Below are 16,327 nucleotides of genomic sequence, written 5' to 3'. Positions count from 1 at the left end.
GTTTGATCTACCAGTCAGTCTTGAGAAGATTCGATTCGGGTAAAGCTGGCCGCCGCCGGGCGCTCGTCCACCGACGGAGCGGGGGCCATACGGCGTCGCTGTTGCGCAATTACGACCCGCCGCTGACGCAGCGACCACCACGTCATGACTCCCATCAGCAGGAAAAACACCGCATAGCATGCCCAGACATACGGGCCGTGGCCGCCCATCGCCAGAAAAGCACCAAAAGAGTCGAAGGCCATTGCGTCAGTTCTCCCGTGCCTGAACCAGTTCTTTTACCCAGCGGGTGCGGCCTTCACGCGCCAAAATGTTGGTCTGCATACGCAGACAGGCGAGCCAGCCAAATATCAGATAAAGCCCCAATACCGAGAGCAACAGGGGCACCCACATTTCCGCGGGCATACTGGGCTTTTCCGTGAGCTTGAACGTCGCTGGCTGGTGCAGGGTATTCCACCACTCTACGGAATACTTAATGATCGGTATGTTAACCACCCCCACCAGTACCAGCACGGCAACGGCACGTGCCGAGGATTTCTCATCGGAGATGGCCGCTCCCAACGCCATCACCCCAAAATAAAGAAACAGCAAGATCAGCATCGAGGTAAGCCGGGCATCCCAGATCCACCAGGTTCCCCAGGTGGGCTTACCCCAAACCGCACCGGTAAACAGGGCCAGGAAGGTCAACACTGCACCAACCGGTGCCACGGCCTTGACGAAAACATCGGCCAGTTTCATACGCCAAACCAGCGTAACCAACGCCGCAACGGCCATCATGATATACACCGACTGGGCCAGAAACGCAGACGGTACGTGAATGAAAATGATGCGATAACTATTACCCTGCAGGTAATCCTGTGGCGCAAACCCCAACCCCCAGACAATACCGGTCAAAAACAGGGCCGCCCCCGCCACAAGCAGCCAGGGCATCAGTGTTGAGGCAATGCCGAAGAACCATTTTGGCGACCCCAGCTTGTGAAAGATTTGCCACATCAGGTTGTTACCTTTTTACCTTTAACTGTTGGACAGACTGATCCTCAGGGCCGCCGCCGATGCAAACGGCGCCAGTGTCAGCGCCAATACCAGAAACGCCCCCATCAACGCGAGCTGTCCACCCACCGGCGCGCTCTCAGACGCAGCCATTACCGTGCCTGTGCCAAAAATCAGCACCGGAATGTACAGCGGAATGATCAGCAGGGACAAGAGCACGCCTGCCGATCTCAGTCCGAGGGTCAATGCCGCACCAATGGAACCGATCAAGCTGAGGACCGGTGTTCCGATCAGCAGCGTTAGACACAGAATGGCAACAGAGTTCCCCTCAAGATGCACCATCACCCCCAGAACAGGCGCCAGCATCACCAGTGGCAGGCCAGTGAGTACCCAATGGGCCAGTGACTTCGCCAGTACCAGCAAAAACAGCGGCTGGGGCTGCAGTACCAGTTGCTCAAGCGTGCCGTCGTCGAAATCATGACGGAAAAGATGATCCAGTGACAATAACACGGACAGCAAGGCCGCAACCCACAGGATACCGCTACCCGCCTCCCGCAGGAATGATACTTCGGGGCTAACCCCGAGGGGGAAAAGCGTTACGACCATGACGAAAAAAAGTAGCGGATTGAGCAGATCCTGGGGCTGGCGAAAGGCGGTTTTCAAATCCCGCGAGAATACGGCTTTCATGGCCGACAATACGCTTACCGACTCCTCCGGTGTACGAACAGGAAGCCTGGCTTCAGAGGCCATGGTCATGACTGCCCCCCAGGGTAATTCGGTGCATCGAAGGCAGATTAAGGTCGTGGTGTGTGGTCACTACGATCGCGCCACCACTTGCGACCCGGTCCACCAGCAATCGCTCGAGAGCAGCCACACCGTGGGCATCAATGGCGGTAAATATCTCATCCAGAATCCACAGGGGTTCATCTGCAACCAGTAATCTGGCGAGTGCCACCCGACGTTGCTGCCCGGCGGAAAGGTTACGACTGGGTACGTTCTGGAAACCACCCAGGCCGGTGCCTTCCAATGCCTGCCAGAGCACCTTATCGGTCACATACCGACGCCCGGCCATCAGGGCGCGGAGATTTTCCATGGGGGTAAGCAACGGTTTGATACCCGGGCGATGGCCAAGGTAGAGCATATTGCGGAGGAATTCCTCCCGGTAGGTATGACGAGGCCTTCCTCGCCAGAGCAGGTCACCACTGTAACTGTCGTTCAGTCCGGCAAGAATTCTAAGCAACGTAGTCTTGCCAGAGCCGTTAGGCCCCTCGACACGGGTCAGAGTACCGGGCAGTATGGAGACAGAGAGATCCCGGAACAGTATCCGGTCATCACGCTCACATTGCAGATTGACAGCCTGTAGTAACGGCTCAGACATCGGGGCCCCAGAGCTGGTGTACACTTTACTGACCCGGCGGGTTCAGACGTTCGGAAAGGCAATACTTACCGGCGGGGCGTATTATAGCGAAAGCGCCTCAGGAATACTCTTGTCTGACATCAAATCAGTGGCAATGAAATTACCAAACGGTAACCCCACACCACCACCCAAAACCGAGTCACCGGCGCCGATCGCTCAGCGGCCAGCCAGCGGACAACCTTCGGCGGTACTGGACGCGGCCTCTGCCCGTGTGCAGCTCGACCAGCTCAAGCTTGCCAATCGCGAGGCAACACTCGCTCGGGTGGCAGACGTGATCAACCGACAATCCTCTGCCGGCGCGCAGTTGTTGCTGGAAGTTCGCGGCCAGTCGCTGACCGTTCAGGCGGCTATTGGAGACACATCCCTGGAAACCGGTGACTGGGTCAAGATCATGCGTGCGGGCAATGAACTGCAACTGATGGGGAAGCTGGCCCAGGCGCCGGAAACCACGATCTCCCGGGCGCTGGCGCAGCGCCTGCCCTGGCAACAGTCCGTTGATGCCGGCCTTGCCAGAATTCTGACAACGCTGACCGGCGGTGCGAGACCCGACAGCGTTGCGCCCACTGGAACCCCCATCAACAATCCACCACAGCCACTTCCCCAACCGGTGAGGCAGGCTATTGAACAACTGATATCACGGCTGCCGTCCAGCCAGTCACTGACGCCAGGTGCCGGAACTCAACCCGGTGCGGCCGGCCAGTTGCGGCAGTGGGTCGAGGAAAGCGGGCTGTTCGCCGAATCGCGGCTGGCGAGGGCGCCCCAGGCCGCCCTACCCGATCTCAAGCTGGCTATCGGCCGGGTGATTACCGCCTTGCTCGCACAACAGGGGAGCGGCCCCGACGCCTTCAACCGCTTTACACCGCTGGCAAGTCCGGAACTGGTGCAGGCACCGCTTCAGTTCCCCAATACGTTTCCACCTCCGCCACCACAGGGGTCTGCCGAACCCACAGCTGGGCAAATGCTCAGGCTGCTGGCTGGCATGCTCAATCGTATTACCGTGAATCAGTTACACAGCCAGATACTCTCCACACGGACCACCGCCGAGGCGCCAACACCGGTATCAACCATGCTGCTTGAGCTCCCCTGGCTGAACCCCAACAACGAACCACGGATCGCCCAGTTGCGAATCGAACAGGATCCGGCAGACAGCGGCCAGAAAACCTCTGGCACCCCCCGGGCAACGGAATGGCGTCTTTCACTGGCCATGGATCTGGATGAGGCCGGGCCTTTGCATTTTGATGTATCGCTGCGGCAGGATCAGGTGTCTGCGCAGGTGTGGGCGGAGAAGCAGTCCACGCTGCGTCAGGTGCGGGAAGATCTGCCGCAATTACGAAAGGGCCTTTCGGATATCGGCCTGGATGTGGTGGACCTGGAGTGCCGGAGAGGGACACCAAGGGGTGCAAACACCCGTCTTGAGCACCGGCTGGTGGACACGCGGGTATGAGAAAAGATCATCAAAACACAGATTCACCGGCGGCGGTGGCACTGAAATACGATGGCGAACGGGCTCCAGTCATTGCGGCGAGCGGTACCCACGAACTGGCGGAGGAAATCATCCGCATTGCCCGTGAGCATAATGTGCCGCTGTACGAAAATCCGGAGCTGGCCAGCATACTGGCGCGACTGGAACTGAACGACGAAATCCCGGAGACACTCTACCGGGTGGTGGCTGAAATTCTTGCCTTTGCCTTCAATCTTCAGGGCCGTACGCCAGAGGACGCCGGACGGCCCCGTGAAGATTAGACAGATAAACCCTTAGGTCAGGCCGCCTGGCGCTTGCGGAGCGCTGATACCAGTTCGGCTTCCGGCCGTGAAATGCCACAGGTATTCATCAGGTCGTCGATATCCGCCCCCAGGTCCACTAACCTTGAGGCCTCATCGTAGGAAATCCTTAACGGATCGTTCTGGCGCATTTCGTCAAGCATACCGCGCAATTCATGAAGCTGGCGCTCGCAGGTGACCACTCGCTGCCCAACCCCCATACTGCCACTGGCTGTTGCGTGGAGCTCGCGGCCAAGGGTTTCGCAGCGCTCTTTCATTTGCTCCCGAAGTTTTCGGTTTTCACGGCGTAGCATCATACCCTGGGCGAACAGTAGGCACAGGGCAGCGGCTGTCAGAAGCCACGGGGCCAGGGAAGAGATTTCTGCAAACATGATGGACGTCCTCGGTTAGTTGAAACCACGGGGCGTCCATCCAGCCTGCTGTCCGGCCAAAGCCGGCATTACAGTGAGGAGATTTCAGCCCATTCGTGGTCTGACAACATCTTGTCGAACTCGACCAATATGATCAGTTCGCCGTTCTTGTTACACACCCCCTGGATGAACTTGGCGCTTTCCTCGTTCCCCACATTGGGCGCGGTCTCAATTTCACTGGCTTTCAGGTACACCACCTCGGCAACCGAATCCACCAGGATACCCATCACCTGGTTGGACGACTCCATGACCACAATGCGTGTCGCGTCAGTGACTTCCGCATCCGCCAGGCCAAAGCGACGGCGGGTGTCGATAACGGTGACCACATTGCCCCGCAGGTTGATGATGCCCAGAACGTAATCCGGGGCACCTGGAACCGGCGCAATCTCGGTGTATCGCAACACTTCCTGAATCTGCATGACGTCAATGCCATAGGTTTCGTCATCCAGCCTGAAGGTCACGTACTGCAGTACCTGATCATCCTGGGCCTGATTTTGCTGTCCGCTCGGGGATGCCATAGCCTTGTATCTCCTGTTCGGCTGCCCGGCGGGCAGCCTGATCGTCAAAAATTCATCATCAGTGCCCAATACTATAGTTCAGGGCACAAACCGTGCCAGCAGAGCACGGTTTCATTCGGTAACCGGAAATTGCTAACTCAGGTCGAGGTGGTGTTCCCGCTCAGCCCGGACCAGCAAGTCCGCCATGGTTTTAACATCAATCAGTGCGCACATGTGGTCGATGACCGTGCCCGCCAGCCAAGGTCGCTTGCTGCGGGCCGTCCGCCAGCGTACTTCATCCGGTTTCAGGGTAAACGACTGCGCGACATCGTCACAGGCCAAACCCCACTCACTGCTGTCCAGCCGGATCACGAAGCGATAGTTGTCCCGTGCGTCCTCCGGTGCCCGGCCCGCCATAATCCATTCCGCCGTATCCACCACTCTGAGATTACGTTCCCGGTCCGGGCGCATGCCCATATACCAGCGGGGGCTGCCGGGGATCGGCTTCACCGGCTCTTCTATTCGATGAATGGCGCCGAGCAGTATCAACGGCACCGCCAGCTGCAGCCCTGCCACCGTGAAGATCAGGCATTCGAACGGTTTGTCTGACCATTCCGGCCGCCCCGGGGGCTCCACCTCAGGAGGCGACGGAATATCGGCGGCCTGTTTGTGCTCAACCGGGGGCGACTCCACCTCCGGTGCTTTTTCCGCCACCGGGGCCGGTGTTACCGGCTTTTGCAACTCAGACTTCGCCTCCGCGACCGGACGGGCCACAATGGGCGCAGGCTTCAGCGCGATGCGAGTGCGTTCACGAGCCACCGGTTTTGGCGGTTCCGGTTCCTCACGCAGAGCGCTATCTGTCGCCGTATGCAGCAGTTCGTCCAGATAGCTGGCAATGGCGGAGCCAGGGTCCGCCACCTGTGTCATTTTTTTGTCAGCCATGCCGACGCTCCGCCACCGAGCGTGTTATTTCCTGTAGATCACTCAGCAGGCGGGCATATCCCCGAACACCATGGGTTTCAGCATCCATGGATGATGGGGTAATCCCGGCCTGGCTGGCATCGCGGAACTTGGTGTCCACTGGAATGGCGAAGCGCCATAGCGTATCGCTGTGGGTCTTTCTCAACTGGTTAAGACTTTTTACCGATGCCTGCGTTCGCCGGTCAAACAGCGTCGGTACAATGGTGTAGGAAAGCTGGTTCTTCTGGGAGCGCATGATCATGGTGAGCGTGTGCAGCATTCGCTCAAGGCCTTTGATGGCAAGAAACTCGGTCTGAACCGGAATGATCAGGTGTTGTGCGGCGGCAAGCGCGTTCACCATCAGCACGCCGAGCGATGGGGTGTTGTCCAGCAGGACGTAGTCGAAATCGTCCCACAACTGGGTCAGGGCCCGGGATACAATCAGTCCCATGCCTTCAACACCGACCATTCTCCGTTCGAGAGTTGCCAGCGCTGTGCTGGCCGGCAACAGGGATAGCCCCGGACAGCTGGTTTCGGTAATCAACTGGGCCGGCAAACCATCCGGTACTTTACCCTGGTGCTGGAACAGATCGAACACACTGTGGGCAATGGTATCCGGGTCGTACCCGAACCAGCTGGTCAATGATCCGTGAGGGTCCAGGTCGACCACCAGAACGCGCTTGCCGCTCTCGGCCAAGAGGCCACCCAGGGCGACAACCGATGTGGTTTTGCCCACACCGCCTTTTTGATTGGCTACTGCCCAGATGCGCACGCTGTGCACTCCATATCCGTCACCAAATTCATTGCCAACCTCGTCACCACACTGATTCTCCAGAAATGCCCGTTCCGGAAACGTCGCACGCATACCGAGTTATCGGCCACGATCCGCTCAACTTGAAAACAATCCGGCAAGCGCTTGCCGGGATCTAAAGATGTACAGACGTTAATACAGATATTGTGCCAACTCGCCTATAGGCACCTTCCGCCATGACTCCGCAACGTGATGATCAGAAAGGTGTCATCGCATCGCGCCACGGATACTGGCGTCGCGGGAGATCAGCAGGACCACGCGTCGATTGCGACGGCGGCCTTCCTCGGTATCGTTGCGGGCCACCGGTTGGTGCTCACCGTAACCGACAGCGGCCAGCCGTTCGGCCTCAACACCCTCCATCGACAACATGCGCACAACTGCCGCTGATCGCGCAGCGGACAGCTCCCAGTTGGAGGGGAAGGCACTGGTGTTTATCGGGCGGTTATCCGTGAAGCCCTCAACCCGGATGGCGTTATCCCGGTTGCGGAGTACAGCAGCGATTCTCTCCACCACGTCGAAGGCATCGTAATGGGGCTCGGCATCACCACTGCCGAAAAGCAGGCTGTTGCGAAGACTGAGCTCCAACCACTCGTCGCTGGTTTCCAGTGTAACCACACCCTGATTGATCAGTTCGTCAAACTCCAAAGCCAACTGGTCCGCCATGGCACGCAGCGCTTCGGTGCGCCCTTCTGCACTCATGGAGGGGTTTTGCGGAGCTTCGGTCACCGGCGGGTTAATCACATCCTCGGCCGCCTGCGGCGTCGAACGTCGGGGCTGATCACCCACTTCGATAGGCTGAAAGGAGCGCTGGGGGGCATTGAAGACGCCAGTCAGAGTTTCAGAGAGCACCTTGTACTTGCCCTCGTTCACCGACGACACGGAATACATTACGACAAAGAACGCGAACAACAAGGTGATGAAGTCGGCGTAGGAAATCAGCCAGCGTTCCTTGTTGTGAAGATCGTCATCCTGCCGCCTGCGTCGTCTCATCAACTTACCCCTTTGCCAGGTGCCGGCACTACACCGGCACTACAGGAAGCCCCGCAGGCGCAGCTCGATGGATTTAGGGTTCTCGCCATCGGCAATGGCGATGATGCCGTCGATCATCATGTCTTCATAACGGGTGCGTTCCCGCAGAATCCCTCGCAACTTGTTGGCAACCGGGAAGAACAGCAGGTTCGCCAGAGCAACACCGTAGATGGTGGCCACGAACGCAGTGGCGATACCGCTGCCAAGTGACTGGGGGTCTTCGAGGTTGGTCATCACCTGAATAAGCCCCATCACCGCGCCAATGATGCCAATGGTCGGCGAATAGCCACCCATGGCCTCAAACACCCGGGCGGACTCCAGATCCCGCTGTTCACGGGACTCCAGGTCCACCTCCATAATGCTACGGATGGTTTCTGTCTCAGCGCCGTCCACCAGCAGTTGCAGCCCTTTACGGGCAAAGCGCTCAGATTCCTTCTCAGCCAACCCTTCCAGCCCCAGCAAACCCTGCTTACGGGCCTTGACGCTCCAGTCGATGACTTTGCCGATACCATCTTCCAGACTGATGTAGGGGGGAAAGAACACCCAGCGCACCTGGGAAAAGGCCCGCTTTAACAGCGGCCAGGAGGTCTGGAGAATAGTGGCTGCAAGCGTACCACCAATCACGATCAGCGCGGCCGGGCCATTGAACAGCGAGCTGATGGCGCCACCTTCCAGCAGGTTTCCACCGAGAATCGCCACAAAGGCAAGAATGACGCCCAGCAGGCTGAGAATATCCATCAGCTCACCCCATCCGCCAGGCGGGGACCAATGTCATCGAGCGCGAGGATTTCGTCAGACAACCCGGCCTTGGCCACGGCCATGGGCATACCGTAGATCACCGAGGTTTTTTCGTCCTGGGACCAGATATCGGAGCCTGACTGCTTCATCAGGCGACAGCCTTCCTTTCCATCCGAGCCCATACCCGTCAGGATCAGGCCCAGGGTCTTGCCGGGAAAACTCCTGGCCAGGGAGCCGAACGTCACATCCACACAGGGCTTGTAGTTAAGCCGGTCATCTCCGGGAAGAATCCTGACCCTGCCCTGGCCACCCCGGTTTTCAATCATCATCTGCTTGCCCCCGGGGGCCAGCAACGCAACGCCCGGCTTCAGCATTTCGCCGTCTTCAGCCTGGCGTACCTGAATCTGGCACAGCTTGTTCAGGCGCTCGGCAAACGCCGGGGTAAAACTGGCCGGCATATGCTGAACGAGTACCACAGGCGCGGGAAACCCGGCCGGTAACGCCATTAGTACACGTTGCAAGGCCACCGGGCCGCCGGTGGACGTGCCGATGGCAACCACACTGTAGTGTTTCGCAGGCCCGCGGCGAATCGAACGACGGGCCGGTGCTTCAGGCTCTGGGGCGCTGGGGCGAGAGGACCTGTCCGATACCGCCGGCCGCTCGGGCACGCTGCGCCTTGCCGGTGCAGGGCTACGGGGCGAAGGCGGCGGAGCGGTGGGAGGCGGCGCCGACGGTTTTGCACCAGGGCGACTGCCAGCGACATCCAGTACACGCTCAATGAGTATTTTTTGAAGCTGACTGGAATCCCGGGCAATTTCCTCAAAATTCTTGGGCAGGAAATCAACGGCACCTGCCTCAAGGGCATCCAGGGTCACCCGGGCACCCTCGTAGGTGAGGGAGGAGAACATCAATACCGGCGCCGGCTGTCGCTTCATGATCTCACGGACGGCGCTGATACCGTCCATGACGGGCATCTCGTAGTCCATGGTGATGACGTCAGGCCTCAGCTTTTCAGCCAGCTCGACACCTTCGCGCCCATTGGTGGCCACGCCAACCACCTTGATCTGACCGGAAGCGGTCAGGATTTCCGTCAGTCGCTTGCGGAAAAAACCTGAATCATCAACGACCAGGACAGAAACCGTCATCCATTTCTCCTAAACCTGGGCCCGCCGCAACGTTATTTGCCGTAGTTTTGCAGCAGGCTCGGAACATCAATAATGAGTGCAATACGACCGTCGCCAGTGATGGTCGCACCCGCCATACCCGGCGTTCCCTGAAGGGCCCGGCCCAGGGGCTTGATCACCACCTCTTCCTGCCCGATCAGCTGATCCACCACAAAACCGACGCGCCGCGTTCCCATCGCCACGATAACCACGTGGGCGTTTTCTGGTTCCGGCTGCCCAGCGGCGCCTTTGACCAGCCATCGCTTGATGTGGAACAACGGGAAGACTTTGTCTCGAACCACGATGCATTCACGGCCATCCACAATGTTCTTCTTGCTGAGGTCCAGATGGAAAATCTCGACCACGTTCACCAGTGGCAGCGCGAAGGATTGGTCGCCAAGCATGATCATCAGGGTAGGCATGATGGCCAGGGTCAGCGGCACCTTGATGACGATGCGAGACCCTTTGCCCAGCTCCGACTCGACGCTCAGCTGCCCGTTGAGCTGACTGATCTTGGTTTTCACCACGTCCATGCCAACGCCACGACCGGACACATCCGATATCTGATCCTTGGTGGAGAACCCGGCGGAGAAAATCAGGTTGTAGCACTCGGTGTTGGTCAGTCGGTCAGCGGCATCCTGTTCGTAGATGCCCTTTTCGACCGCTTTTCGGCGCAGTACATCCGGATCCATACCAGCACCGTCGTCTTCGATGGACAACAGGATGTGGTCGCCTTCCTGCTCAGCCGACAGCGTCACACGACCCTGACGAGGCTTGCCCGCCTTTTCACGAACATCGGGTGCCTCTATACCGTGATCAACCGAGTTGCGAACAAGATGGACCAGAGGATCGGACAGCGCCTCGACCAGGTTCTTGTCCAGGTCGGTCTCTTCGCCGTGCATCTCAAGGTTGATTTCTTTCTTCAGGCTGCGTGCCAGGTCGCGAACCACCCGCGGGAAGCGGCCAAATACTTTCTTGATGGGCTGCATCCGCGTTGCCATCACCGCTGACTGAAGATCGGTGGTCACCACGTCCAGGTTGGAGACGGCTTTGTGCATATGCTCGTCTTCACTCTGGGCGCCCAGACGCTGCAACCGGTTACGCACCAACACCAGTTCACCCACCATATTCATGATGTCGTCCAGGCGCTTGGTATCCACCCGCACCGAAGTTTCAGCCACTGGTGCATTCGCATCCCGTGCCGGCATCGCGGGCGTTACGCCTGCCTTGCCATTATCCGCAGGCGCTTTTTCGGGCTTACCAGTCGGTTGCGCGGGCTTGTCAGCCTTGGCACTGGGAGACGTGGCCGACGGCTGCTTTGCAGCAGGCCCAGGGGCCGGCTTGGCAGTTTCTGCCGTAGGGCTACCACCCTTGCCGTGCAGGTCATCCAGCAACTTTTCGAACTCGTCGTCCGAAATCAGGTCGTCGCCACCCTTGCTATCACTGGCCTCATCACTGGTAACCTTGTCGCCCGAGGCATCCTGGCTGTCAGGGGCTGCCTTGCCGGTTTCAGGCGGGCCTGAGAACTGGCCCTTGCCATGCAATTGGTCCAGCAGGGCCTCGAATTCATCATCGGAGATGTCGTCTCCGCTCCCTCCGTCACCGCCTGAAGATTCATTGCCGTCGTCACTGGAAACCGGAGCGCTGCTGGTCTTTTCCTCTTCCAGGGCATCCAGCAACCGCTCGAATTCGTCGTCGGTAATATCACCGCCATCGTCTCCAGAACTGGCTTCGTTGCTCTCGTTCTGTTCTTCGCGAGCGACCGCTGCGTTTGCTGGCGACGACTCCCCTGCCGGCTGCGCCAATGCGTCCAGAGCGGCAATCAGTTCCTCGGGAGCTGGCGTCGGTTCCTCGTGGTGGCGAACCTGTTCAAACATGGCATTGACGTGATCCAGGGCTTCCAGCACCACGTCCATCAGTTCCGAGTCTACCTTGCGCTTGTGGTTGCGCAGGATATCGAAGACGTTCTCCGCGGAATGACAGCAGTTCACCAGGGCATCGAGTTGCAGAAACCCAGCGCCGCCTTTTACGGTGTGAAAGCCTCGGAAGATGGCGTTGAGCAGATCGCTGTCGTCCGGGTTTTGTTCCAGGTCGACCAGTTGCTCCGACAGCTTTTCGAGTATCTCGCCTGCCTCAACAAGGAAGTCCTGCAGGATCTCTTCATCGGCATCAAGCGCCATGCGTTACCCTCTCTTACTCAGAAACCGAGACTGGACAGAAGATCATCAACATCGTCCTGTCCCGATACTACGTCTTCGCGTTCTTCGGCCTTGATCTGTGGACCAACACCCTGTTCCGCCGATATCTTTTCCCGCTCTTCCAGTTCATGCACGGTGCCGGTCATCTGGTCCACATGACTCGCCATCACTACCAGGCTCAACAGATGCTCTTCCACCTCTTTAACCAGAGTGGTGACCTTTTGGATCACCTGCCCAGTGAGGTCCTGGAAATCCTGGGCCAGAAGAATTTCCGACAAGTTGTCGTACATCGCCCCGGCATCGGTATTCAGGGTCACGAAAAACGTGTCGATACGGGCATAGAGCTCACGAAATTCAGCCGGCGCCATCTCGCGGCGACGCAGTTTCTGCCACTGGTCTCTCAGCTCGGCGGCCTCGTCGCGGAGGGCGCTGGCCTTGGGCATAGCCTCCTCAACCAGATCCATGGTCCGATTGGCCGCTTTACCGGTCATCTGAACCACGTACTCAAGGCGATCCGACGCATCGGTCATCTTCGACAGAGCTTCTGACTGTTCGGCGTTACGGGGATCGATCTGGAAATTGCGGATCGCCTCGTGGAGGCTGCGGGTCAAGCGGCCGACTTCCCGATACAGGCTCTGGTCCCTCACCTCGCTCAATTCATTGATCAGCGTCATCGCGCGGCCATAATCCCCGGCGTTAACCTGTTCAACCAACTCGGCCGCCTGGCTGCGGAGTTTCTCCGTGACCTCCGGGTCGAGCCCCTGTGGGTCTTTTTTTCTATTGCTCATGGGAGCCGTCCGACCTCTGAATTACTGGATGCGTTCGAAGATCTTCTCAATCTTCTCCTTGAGTACGGCTGCCGTGAAGGGCTTGACCACGTAGCCGTTCACACCGGCCTGCGCAGCAGCGACAATCTGGTCGCGCTTCGCCTCGGCGGTCACCATGAGCACAGGCAGGGTTTTCAGGCTGTCATCGGCACGGACTTCCTTGAGCAGATCGAGTCCGGACATCCCTGGCATATTCCAGTCGGTTACCAGAAAATCGTATTTGCCGCTCCTGAGCATAGGCAGTGCTGTATTGCCGTCGTCTGCTTCGTCAGTGTTGGTAAAACCGAGATCGCGAAGCAGGTTCTTAATGATCCGTCGCATTGTGGAGAAGTCATCCACAATCAGGATTTTCATGTTCTTGTCCAATGGGACCTCCAGTTAAAAACGCCCGGAATTCGTTTTTGGCTTCCGGCTCACAGTCTAGCAGGCCGGTAGTTTAACCGCTTATTGTGTGGCCTTTGAGCCGGTTGTAAAGCACCGGTTACCAAAAGGCTACAGTAAAGAATGCCTGGTAACGCCGTTCAATGGGACTGGCGGCCTGTTCAGCTCTGCCAACCAGTAAGACGCCCCCGCAGACGGAGCGCGGCCTGGCTGTGAATCTGGCTGACCCGGCTTTCACTGACACCCAACACAGCACCAATTTCCTTCAGGTTCAATTCTTCCTGATAGTAAAGGCTGAGCACCAGCTTTTCTCGCTCGGGCAGGTCACCAATCGCAGCTGCCAGGCTCTTCCGGAAGTTGTCAGACGCCAAGCCATCCAACGGGTTATCACTGTCCTCTGTTTCTTCTATCGGCAGCTCGCCGGATTCATTGAGCTCATCCAGGCTAAAAAGTCGGCCACTGTTAGCATCGCTCAGGGAGGAATAGTATTCGTCGAGGTCCAGCCCCAGCTCCTCGGCTACTTCCGAGTCTTGAGCTTCCCGACCCAGGCGGTCCTCGACAGCCTTGATGGCTTTGGCAATGCGGCGGGAGTTCCTGTGGACGGATCGAGGTACCCAGTCACCTTTGCGAATTTCATCTACCATGGCTCCGCGAATCCGGATCCCGGCGTATGTCTCAAAGGTAGCCCCCTTGTCGGAACTGTATCGCTGTGCAGCTTCCAACAAGCCAATCATGCCTGCCTGCATAAGGTCATCCAGTTGGACAGATGCCGGCAGCCGCGCCATGAGGTGAAGCGCTATTTTTTTGACCAGCGGGGCCTGCTCCTCAACGAGCTGGGAAGGTCCTCGTGTACCCGTCCGGTTGTAGGTTCCAAGTTCTTTCGCCAATGTCATGTATCCGGCTATTCAGTGACAGGATCAAAATCAGACTTCGACGAGCCGCTCCACAAAGAATTCCAGATGTCCCCGGGGCGATGATGGCAGCGGCCAGCTATCCACTTTCTCCGCGAGGCTCTTGATCGCCAACGATGCTTTTGCCCGCGGATAGGCATCCAGCACGGCACGCTGGCGCTGTACCGCTTTTTTTACGGCCTCGTCATACGGCACCATACCCACATATTGTAGTGCCACATCAAGAAAGCGCTCGGTAACCCGGGTCAGTTTTTCAAACAGATGGCGACCTTCCTGCTCATTCCTGACCTGATTGGCCAGTATACGGAAGCGGTTGGTGCCGTAATCCCGGTTCATAAGCTTTATAAGGGCGTAGGCATCGGTGATAGAGGTAGGTTCATCACAGACAACCAGTAATAGTTCCTGTGAGGCTCGGAGGAAACTGACCACCGATTCGGAAATACCCGCAGCGGTATCAACGATCAGCACATCGATCTGGTCACCCAGTTCGCTGAACGCGTTGATCAGGCCAGCGTGCTCCAGATTGGAAAGCTGGGTCATGCGTTGGGTACCTGAGGACGCGGGCACGATTTTGATGCCACCGGGGCCGTTGACCAACACATCCCGAAGGTCACATTCCCCGGCGATGACGTCCTGGATATTACGATTGGCGGTAATGCCAAGCAGAACGTCAATGTTGGCAAGGCCCAGGTCGGCATCGAGCAGCACCACCCGCCGTCCCATTTGTGCTAGGGCGATGCCAAGGTTCACTGATACGTTGCTCTTGCCAACGCCCCCTTTCCCGCCGGAAACGGCAATCACCTGTACCGGATGTGGTTTGCTCATACTGACTCTGATCTCTTGCCGCGTTTAACCGCAGGCTGTGTTGTTTTTAAACAGCGACTGCCTGTTGCTGCTGGAGTTTCTTCAGCCTCTCCACGGCCAACCGCACCAGCGGAATGGACTCAGCGTGGTGCAGGTCTTCCGGGATTTTCTGCCCGTCGGTGTAATACGCCACCGGCAATCCCGTTTCCATGACGAATCCCAGCGATTCACCCAGGGTCAGTGCTTCATCGATTTTGGTCATCACACAACCCGTAAGATTTGCCATCTTATAGCAATGCCAAACGGATTTCATGATGCGCGGCTGACTGGTTGCCGAAACCACCAGATGGGTTCGAATCCGATGGTGACTGCGAGCCAGCTCCATAAGCTGCTCCTCGTAGCCCTTGTCGGTGCTGGTCAGGCCAGCGGTATCAATCAACACCAGGTGCCGGTCCGACAGTTCGTCCAGTATGTCGTCCAGGGAATGGGTTTCGTCCACAACCCGAACCGGAACGTTCAGTATGCGCCCGAACACAAATAGTTGCTCATGGGCCGCGACCCGATAGCGATCGGTGGTGACCAGCGCCAGAGAGTCGGCGCCGTGGCGCAGCACATAGTGCGCGGCCAGCTTGCCGATGGTCGTCGTCTTGCCGGACCCGGTTGGGCCCACCAGGGCGTAGACACCGCCCTCATCCGCCCATTCAGTACGTGCGGTCTTCACACCGGCGGCCAGCATTTTCAGAGACTGCTTCCAGCCATCCTCAAGCCGGCCTGCGCGGTGGCGCCGGGACAGAGAGTTGGCGAGCTCCAGCCCGAGACCAAACTCCTGCAACCTCTCAGACAGCCTCTGCTGTACTGCGTTAACCGCTGTTTGTTCGGGTTCACCGCCATTCCGGGCACTGACCAGGTCACGGAGGGAACTGATCTCCGCACGCATTTGCGCCAGCTCTCCGGAATAGGCAGCGCTGGCAGCGGTAGGCTCTTCAACCACCATGTCATCGTCGGCCAGCGATTCTTTCGACAAGCCAGCGTGGCCGAAGCCCCCACCCGCAACCGCATTACCATAGGTCGCGCGCTTTTCCCGCACTTCCCGAATACGATCGCGAGAGCGGCCGAGTTCGTCCTCCAGGCGGCGATGCTGTTCCGCCTGCATTTCGGCTAGCCGTGAGCCATTGGTGGCTTCCCGCGCAGCGTCACCGAGGCGTTGGCGCGCCATGTTTTCGTCATAATCGAGCGCTGTCACAATTTCGACGCCACCATCCACACGACGATTGGAAAGGATTACGGCATCGGGACCCATCTGATCCCGCACCTGACGCAGTGCCTCTGCCATGCTTTGGGCAAAAAACCGCTTAACTTTCATAATGATGCTTCCTCCCCGGTCAGCGCTTTCCAGCGCCTTCCGCCTTTCC

At 58.3% G+C, this 16,327-nt stretch carries 19 protein-coding genes; 2 read left to right on the top strand and 17 right to left on the bottom strand.

Translation table 11 applies throughout. The features are described from left to right. Positions 1 to 14: 14 nt before the first annotated feature. Genes ccmD through ccmA form a run of 4 tightly spaced genes read right to left on the bottom strand, consistent with a single transcriptional unit; the run spans position 15 to position 2,365 of the window. A complete protein-coding gene (gene ccmD, locus B3M52_RS09765; protein ID WP_036204894.1) occupies positions 15 to 242 on the bottom strand; it encodes a heme exporter protein CcmD in 228 nt (75 codons plus the stop codon). 4 nt (positions 243 to 246) lie between these two features. Beyond that, positions 247 to 993: a heme ABC transporter permease gene (locus B3M52_RS09760; protein WP_227544358.1), complete on the bottom strand. Its 747-nt coding sequence runs from the start codon at positions 991 to 993 to the stop codon at positions 247 to 249. An 18-nt stretch (positions 994 to 1,011) separates the two neighbouring features. Continuing rightward, positions 1,012 to 1,743, bottom strand: coding sequence for a heme exporter protein CcmB (gene ccmB, locus B3M52_RS09755; protein WP_371915652.1), 732 nt, complete (start codon positions 1,741 to 1,743; stop codon positions 1,012 to 1,014). Then, positions 1,727 to 2,365: a cytochrome c biogenesis heme-transporting ATPase CcmA gene (gene ccmA / locus B3M52_RS09750; RefSeq protein ID WP_036204889.1), complete on the bottom strand. Its 639-nt coding sequence runs from the start codon at positions 2,363 to 2,365 to the stop codon at positions 1,727 to 1,729. The genes ccmB and ccmA overlap by 17 nt, the downstream gene beginning before the upstream one ends. Before the next feature lie 109 nt (positions 2,366 to 2,474). On the opposite strand from ccmA, the gene B3M52_RS09745 reads away from it, so the two are divergent. Together B3M52_RS09745 and B3M52_RS09740 are read left to right on the top strand one after the other, a co-directional pair. Continuing rightward, positions 2,475 to 3,848 carry a flagellar hook-length control protein FliK gene (locus tag B3M52_RS09745; protein ID WP_256713535.1) on the top strand — a complete coding sequence of 458 codons (1,374 nt, stop codon included), beginning with the start codon at positions 2,475 to 2,477 and terminating at the stop codon, positions 3,846 to 3,848. Beyond that, on the top strand, positions 3,845 to 4,147 hold the full coding sequence (locus B3M52_RS09740) for an EscU/YscU/HrcU family type III secretion system export apparatus switch protein (protein WP_075194746.1): 303 nt from the start codon (positions 3,845 to 3,847) through the stop codon (positions 4,145 to 4,147). Before B3M52_RS09745 ends, B3M52_RS09740 begins: the two co-directional genes overlap by 4 nt. A 17-nt stretch (positions 4,148 to 4,164) precedes the next feature. On the opposite strand, the gene B3M52_RS09735 is transcribed toward B3M52_RS09740, so the two are convergent. The 13 genes from B3M52_RS09735 to flhF form a co-directional block, all read right to left on the bottom strand. Then, positions 4,165 to 4,557 (bottom strand): DUF2802 domain-containing protein, encoded by a 393-nt coding sequence (locus B3M52_RS09735; protein ID WP_007153947.1) that lies wholly within the window; start codon positions 4,555 to 4,557, stop codon positions 4,165 to 4,167. A 68-nt stretch (positions 4,558 to 4,625) separates the two neighbouring features. Next, a complete protein-coding gene (locus B3M52_RS09730; protein WP_007153948.1) occupies positions 4,626 to 5,114 on the bottom strand; it encodes a chemotaxis protein CheW in 489 nt (162 codons plus the stop codon). A 132-nt stretch (positions 5,115 to 5,246) separates the two neighbouring features. Beyond that, the gene (locus B3M52_RS09725; protein ID WP_075194745.1) at positions 5,247 to 6,035 is read right to left on the bottom strand and encodes a chemotaxis protein CheW; all 789 of its coding nucleotides are present in this window, start codon (positions 6,033 to 6,035) and stop codon (positions 5,247 to 5,249) included. Then, a complete protein-coding gene (locus B3M52_RS09720) occupies positions 6,028 to 6,825 on the bottom strand; it encodes a ParA family protein (protein ID WP_041336586.1) in 798 nt (265 codons plus the stop codon). Before B3M52_RS09720 ends, B3M52_RS09725 begins: the two co-directional genes overlap by 8 nt. 246 nt (positions 6,826 to 7,071) lie before the next feature. After that, positions 7,072 to 7,854, bottom strand: coding sequence for a flagellar motor protein MotD (gene motD, locus B3M52_RS09715; protein WP_075194744.1), 783 nt, complete (start codon positions 7,852 to 7,854; stop codon positions 7,072 to 7,074). A gap of 39 nt (positions 7,855 to 7,893) precedes the next feature. Further along, on the bottom strand, positions 7,894 to 8,631 hold the full coding sequence (locus tag B3M52_RS09710; protein WP_007153952.1) for a flagellar motor protein: 738 nt from the start codon (positions 8,629 to 8,631) through the stop codon (positions 7,894 to 7,896). Next, the gene (locus B3M52_RS09705; protein ID WP_041333682.1) at positions 8,631 to 9,776 is read right to left on the bottom strand and encodes a protein-glutamate methylesterase/protein-glutamine glutaminase; all 1,146 of its coding nucleotides are present in this window, start codon (positions 9,774 to 9,776) and stop codon (positions 8,631 to 8,633) included. The genes B3M52_RS09710 and B3M52_RS09705 overlap by 1 nt, the downstream gene beginning before the upstream one ends. A 32-nt stretch (positions 9,777 to 9,808) precedes the next feature. Next, a complete protein-coding gene (locus B3M52_RS09700; protein ID WP_075194743.1) occupies positions 9,809 to 11,974 on the bottom strand; it encodes a chemotaxis protein CheA in 2,166 nt (721 codons plus the stop codon). 17 nt (positions 11,975 to 11,991) lie between these two features. Continuing rightward, complete coding sequence (locus B3M52_RS09695; RefSeq protein ID WP_036204866.1) at positions 11,992 to 12,780, bottom strand: protein phosphatase CheZ; 789 nt, start codon at positions 12,778 to 12,780, stop codon at positions 11,992 to 11,994. A 21-nt stretch (positions 12,781 to 12,801) separates the two neighbouring features. After that, entirely contained in the window at positions 12,802 to 13,185 is a 384-nt protein-coding gene (cheY, locus tag B3M52_RS09690) for a chemotaxis response regulator CheY (protein WP_036204864.1), read from the bottom strand. A 176-nt stretch (positions 13,186 to 13,361) separates the two neighbouring features. Next, a complete protein-coding gene (locus B3M52_RS09685; RefSeq protein WP_036204862.1) occupies positions 13,362 to 14,093 on the bottom strand; it encodes an RNA polymerase sigma factor FliA in 732 nt (243 codons plus the stop codon). 30 nt (positions 14,094 to 14,123) lie between these two features. Next, positions 14,124 to 14,936: a MinD/ParA family protein gene (locus B3M52_RS09680; RefSeq protein ID WP_036204860.1), complete on the bottom strand. Its 813-nt coding sequence runs from the start codon at positions 14,934 to 14,936 to the stop codon at positions 14,124 to 14,126. A 46-nt stretch (positions 14,937 to 14,982) separates the two neighbouring features. After that, entirely contained in the window at positions 14,983 to 16,278 is a 1,296-nt protein-coding gene (flhF, locus tag B3M52_RS09675; RefSeq protein WP_075194742.1) for a flagellar biosynthesis protein FlhF, read from the bottom strand. Between the last annotated feature and the right edge of the window lie 49 nt (positions 16,279 to 16,327).

The organism is Marinobacter sp. UBA2688 (genome assembly GCF_002352785.1).
GTDB lineage: Bacteria > Pseudomonadota > Gammaproteobacteria > Pseudomonadales > Oleiphilaceae > Marinobacter > Marinobacter salarius.
The sequence above is the reverse complement of the archived record's forward strand: the minus strand, read 5'-3'. Positions and strand labels throughout refer to the sequence as shown.

What these genes read in the sequence shown, in the direction of transcription:
- ccmB (WP_371915652.1), bottom strand. Translation starts at nt 1,743, where the DNA reads ATGACCATGGCCTCTGAAGCCAGGCTTCCTGTTCGTACACCGGAGGAG.
- B3M52_RS09735 (WP_007153947.1), bottom strand. Translation starts at nt 4,557, where the DNA reads ATGTTTGCAGAAATCTCTTCCCTGGCCCCGTGGCTTCTGACAGCCGCT.
- ccmD (WP_036204894.1), bottom strand. Translation starts at nt 242, where the DNA reads ATGGCCTTCGACTCTTTTGGTGCTTTTCTGGCGATGGGCGGCCACGGC.
- flhF (WP_075194742.1), bottom strand. Translation starts at nt 16,278, where the DNA reads ATGAAAGTTAAGCGGTTTTTTGCCCAAAGCATGGCAGAGGCACTGCGT.
- B3M52_RS09710 (WP_007153952.1), bottom strand. Translation starts at nt 8,631, where the DNA reads ATGGATATTCTCAGCCTGCTGGGCGTCATTCTTGCCTTTGTGGCGATT.
- ccmA (WP_036204889.1), bottom strand. Translation starts at nt 2,365, where the DNA reads ATGTCTGAGCCGTTACTACAGGCTGTCAATCTGCAATGTGAGCGTGAT.
- B3M52_RS09740 (WP_075194746.1), top strand. Translation starts at nt 3,845, where the DNA reads ATGAGAAAAGATCATCAAAACACAGATTCACCGGCGGCGGTGGCACTG.
- B3M52_RS09680 (WP_036204860.1), bottom strand. Translation starts at nt 14,936, where the DNA reads ATGAGCAAACCACATCCGGTACAGGTGATTGCCGTTTCCGGCGGGAAA.
- motD (WP_075194744.1), bottom strand. Translation starts at nt 7,854, where the DNA reads ATGAGACGACGCAGGCGGCAGGATGACGATCTTCACAACAAGGAACGC.
- B3M52_RS09705 (WP_041333682.1), bottom strand. Translation starts at nt 9,776, where the DNA reads ATGACGGTTTCTGTCCTGGTCGTTGATGATTCAGGTTTTTTCCGCAAG.
- B3M52_RS09700 (WP_075194743.1), bottom strand. Translation starts at nt 11,974, where the DNA reads ATGGCGCTTGATGCCGATGAAGAGATCCTGCAGGACTTCCTTGTTGAG.
- B3M52_RS09695 (WP_036204866.1), bottom strand. Translation starts at nt 12,780, where the DNA reads ATGAGCAATAGAAAAAAAGACCCACAGGGGCTCGACCCGGAGGTCACG.
- B3M52_RS09730 (WP_007153948.1), bottom strand. Translation starts at nt 5,114, where the DNA reads ATGGCATCCCCGAGCGGACAGCAAAATCAGGCCCAGGATGATCAGGTA.
- B3M52_RS09685 (WP_036204862.1), bottom strand. Translation starts at nt 14,093, where the DNA reads ATGACATTGGCGAAAGAACTTGGAACCTACAACCGGACGGGTACACGA.
- B3M52_RS09725 (WP_075194745.1), bottom strand. Translation starts at nt 6,035, where the DNA reads ATGGCTGACAAAAAAATGACACAGGTGGCGGACCCTGGCTCCGCCATT.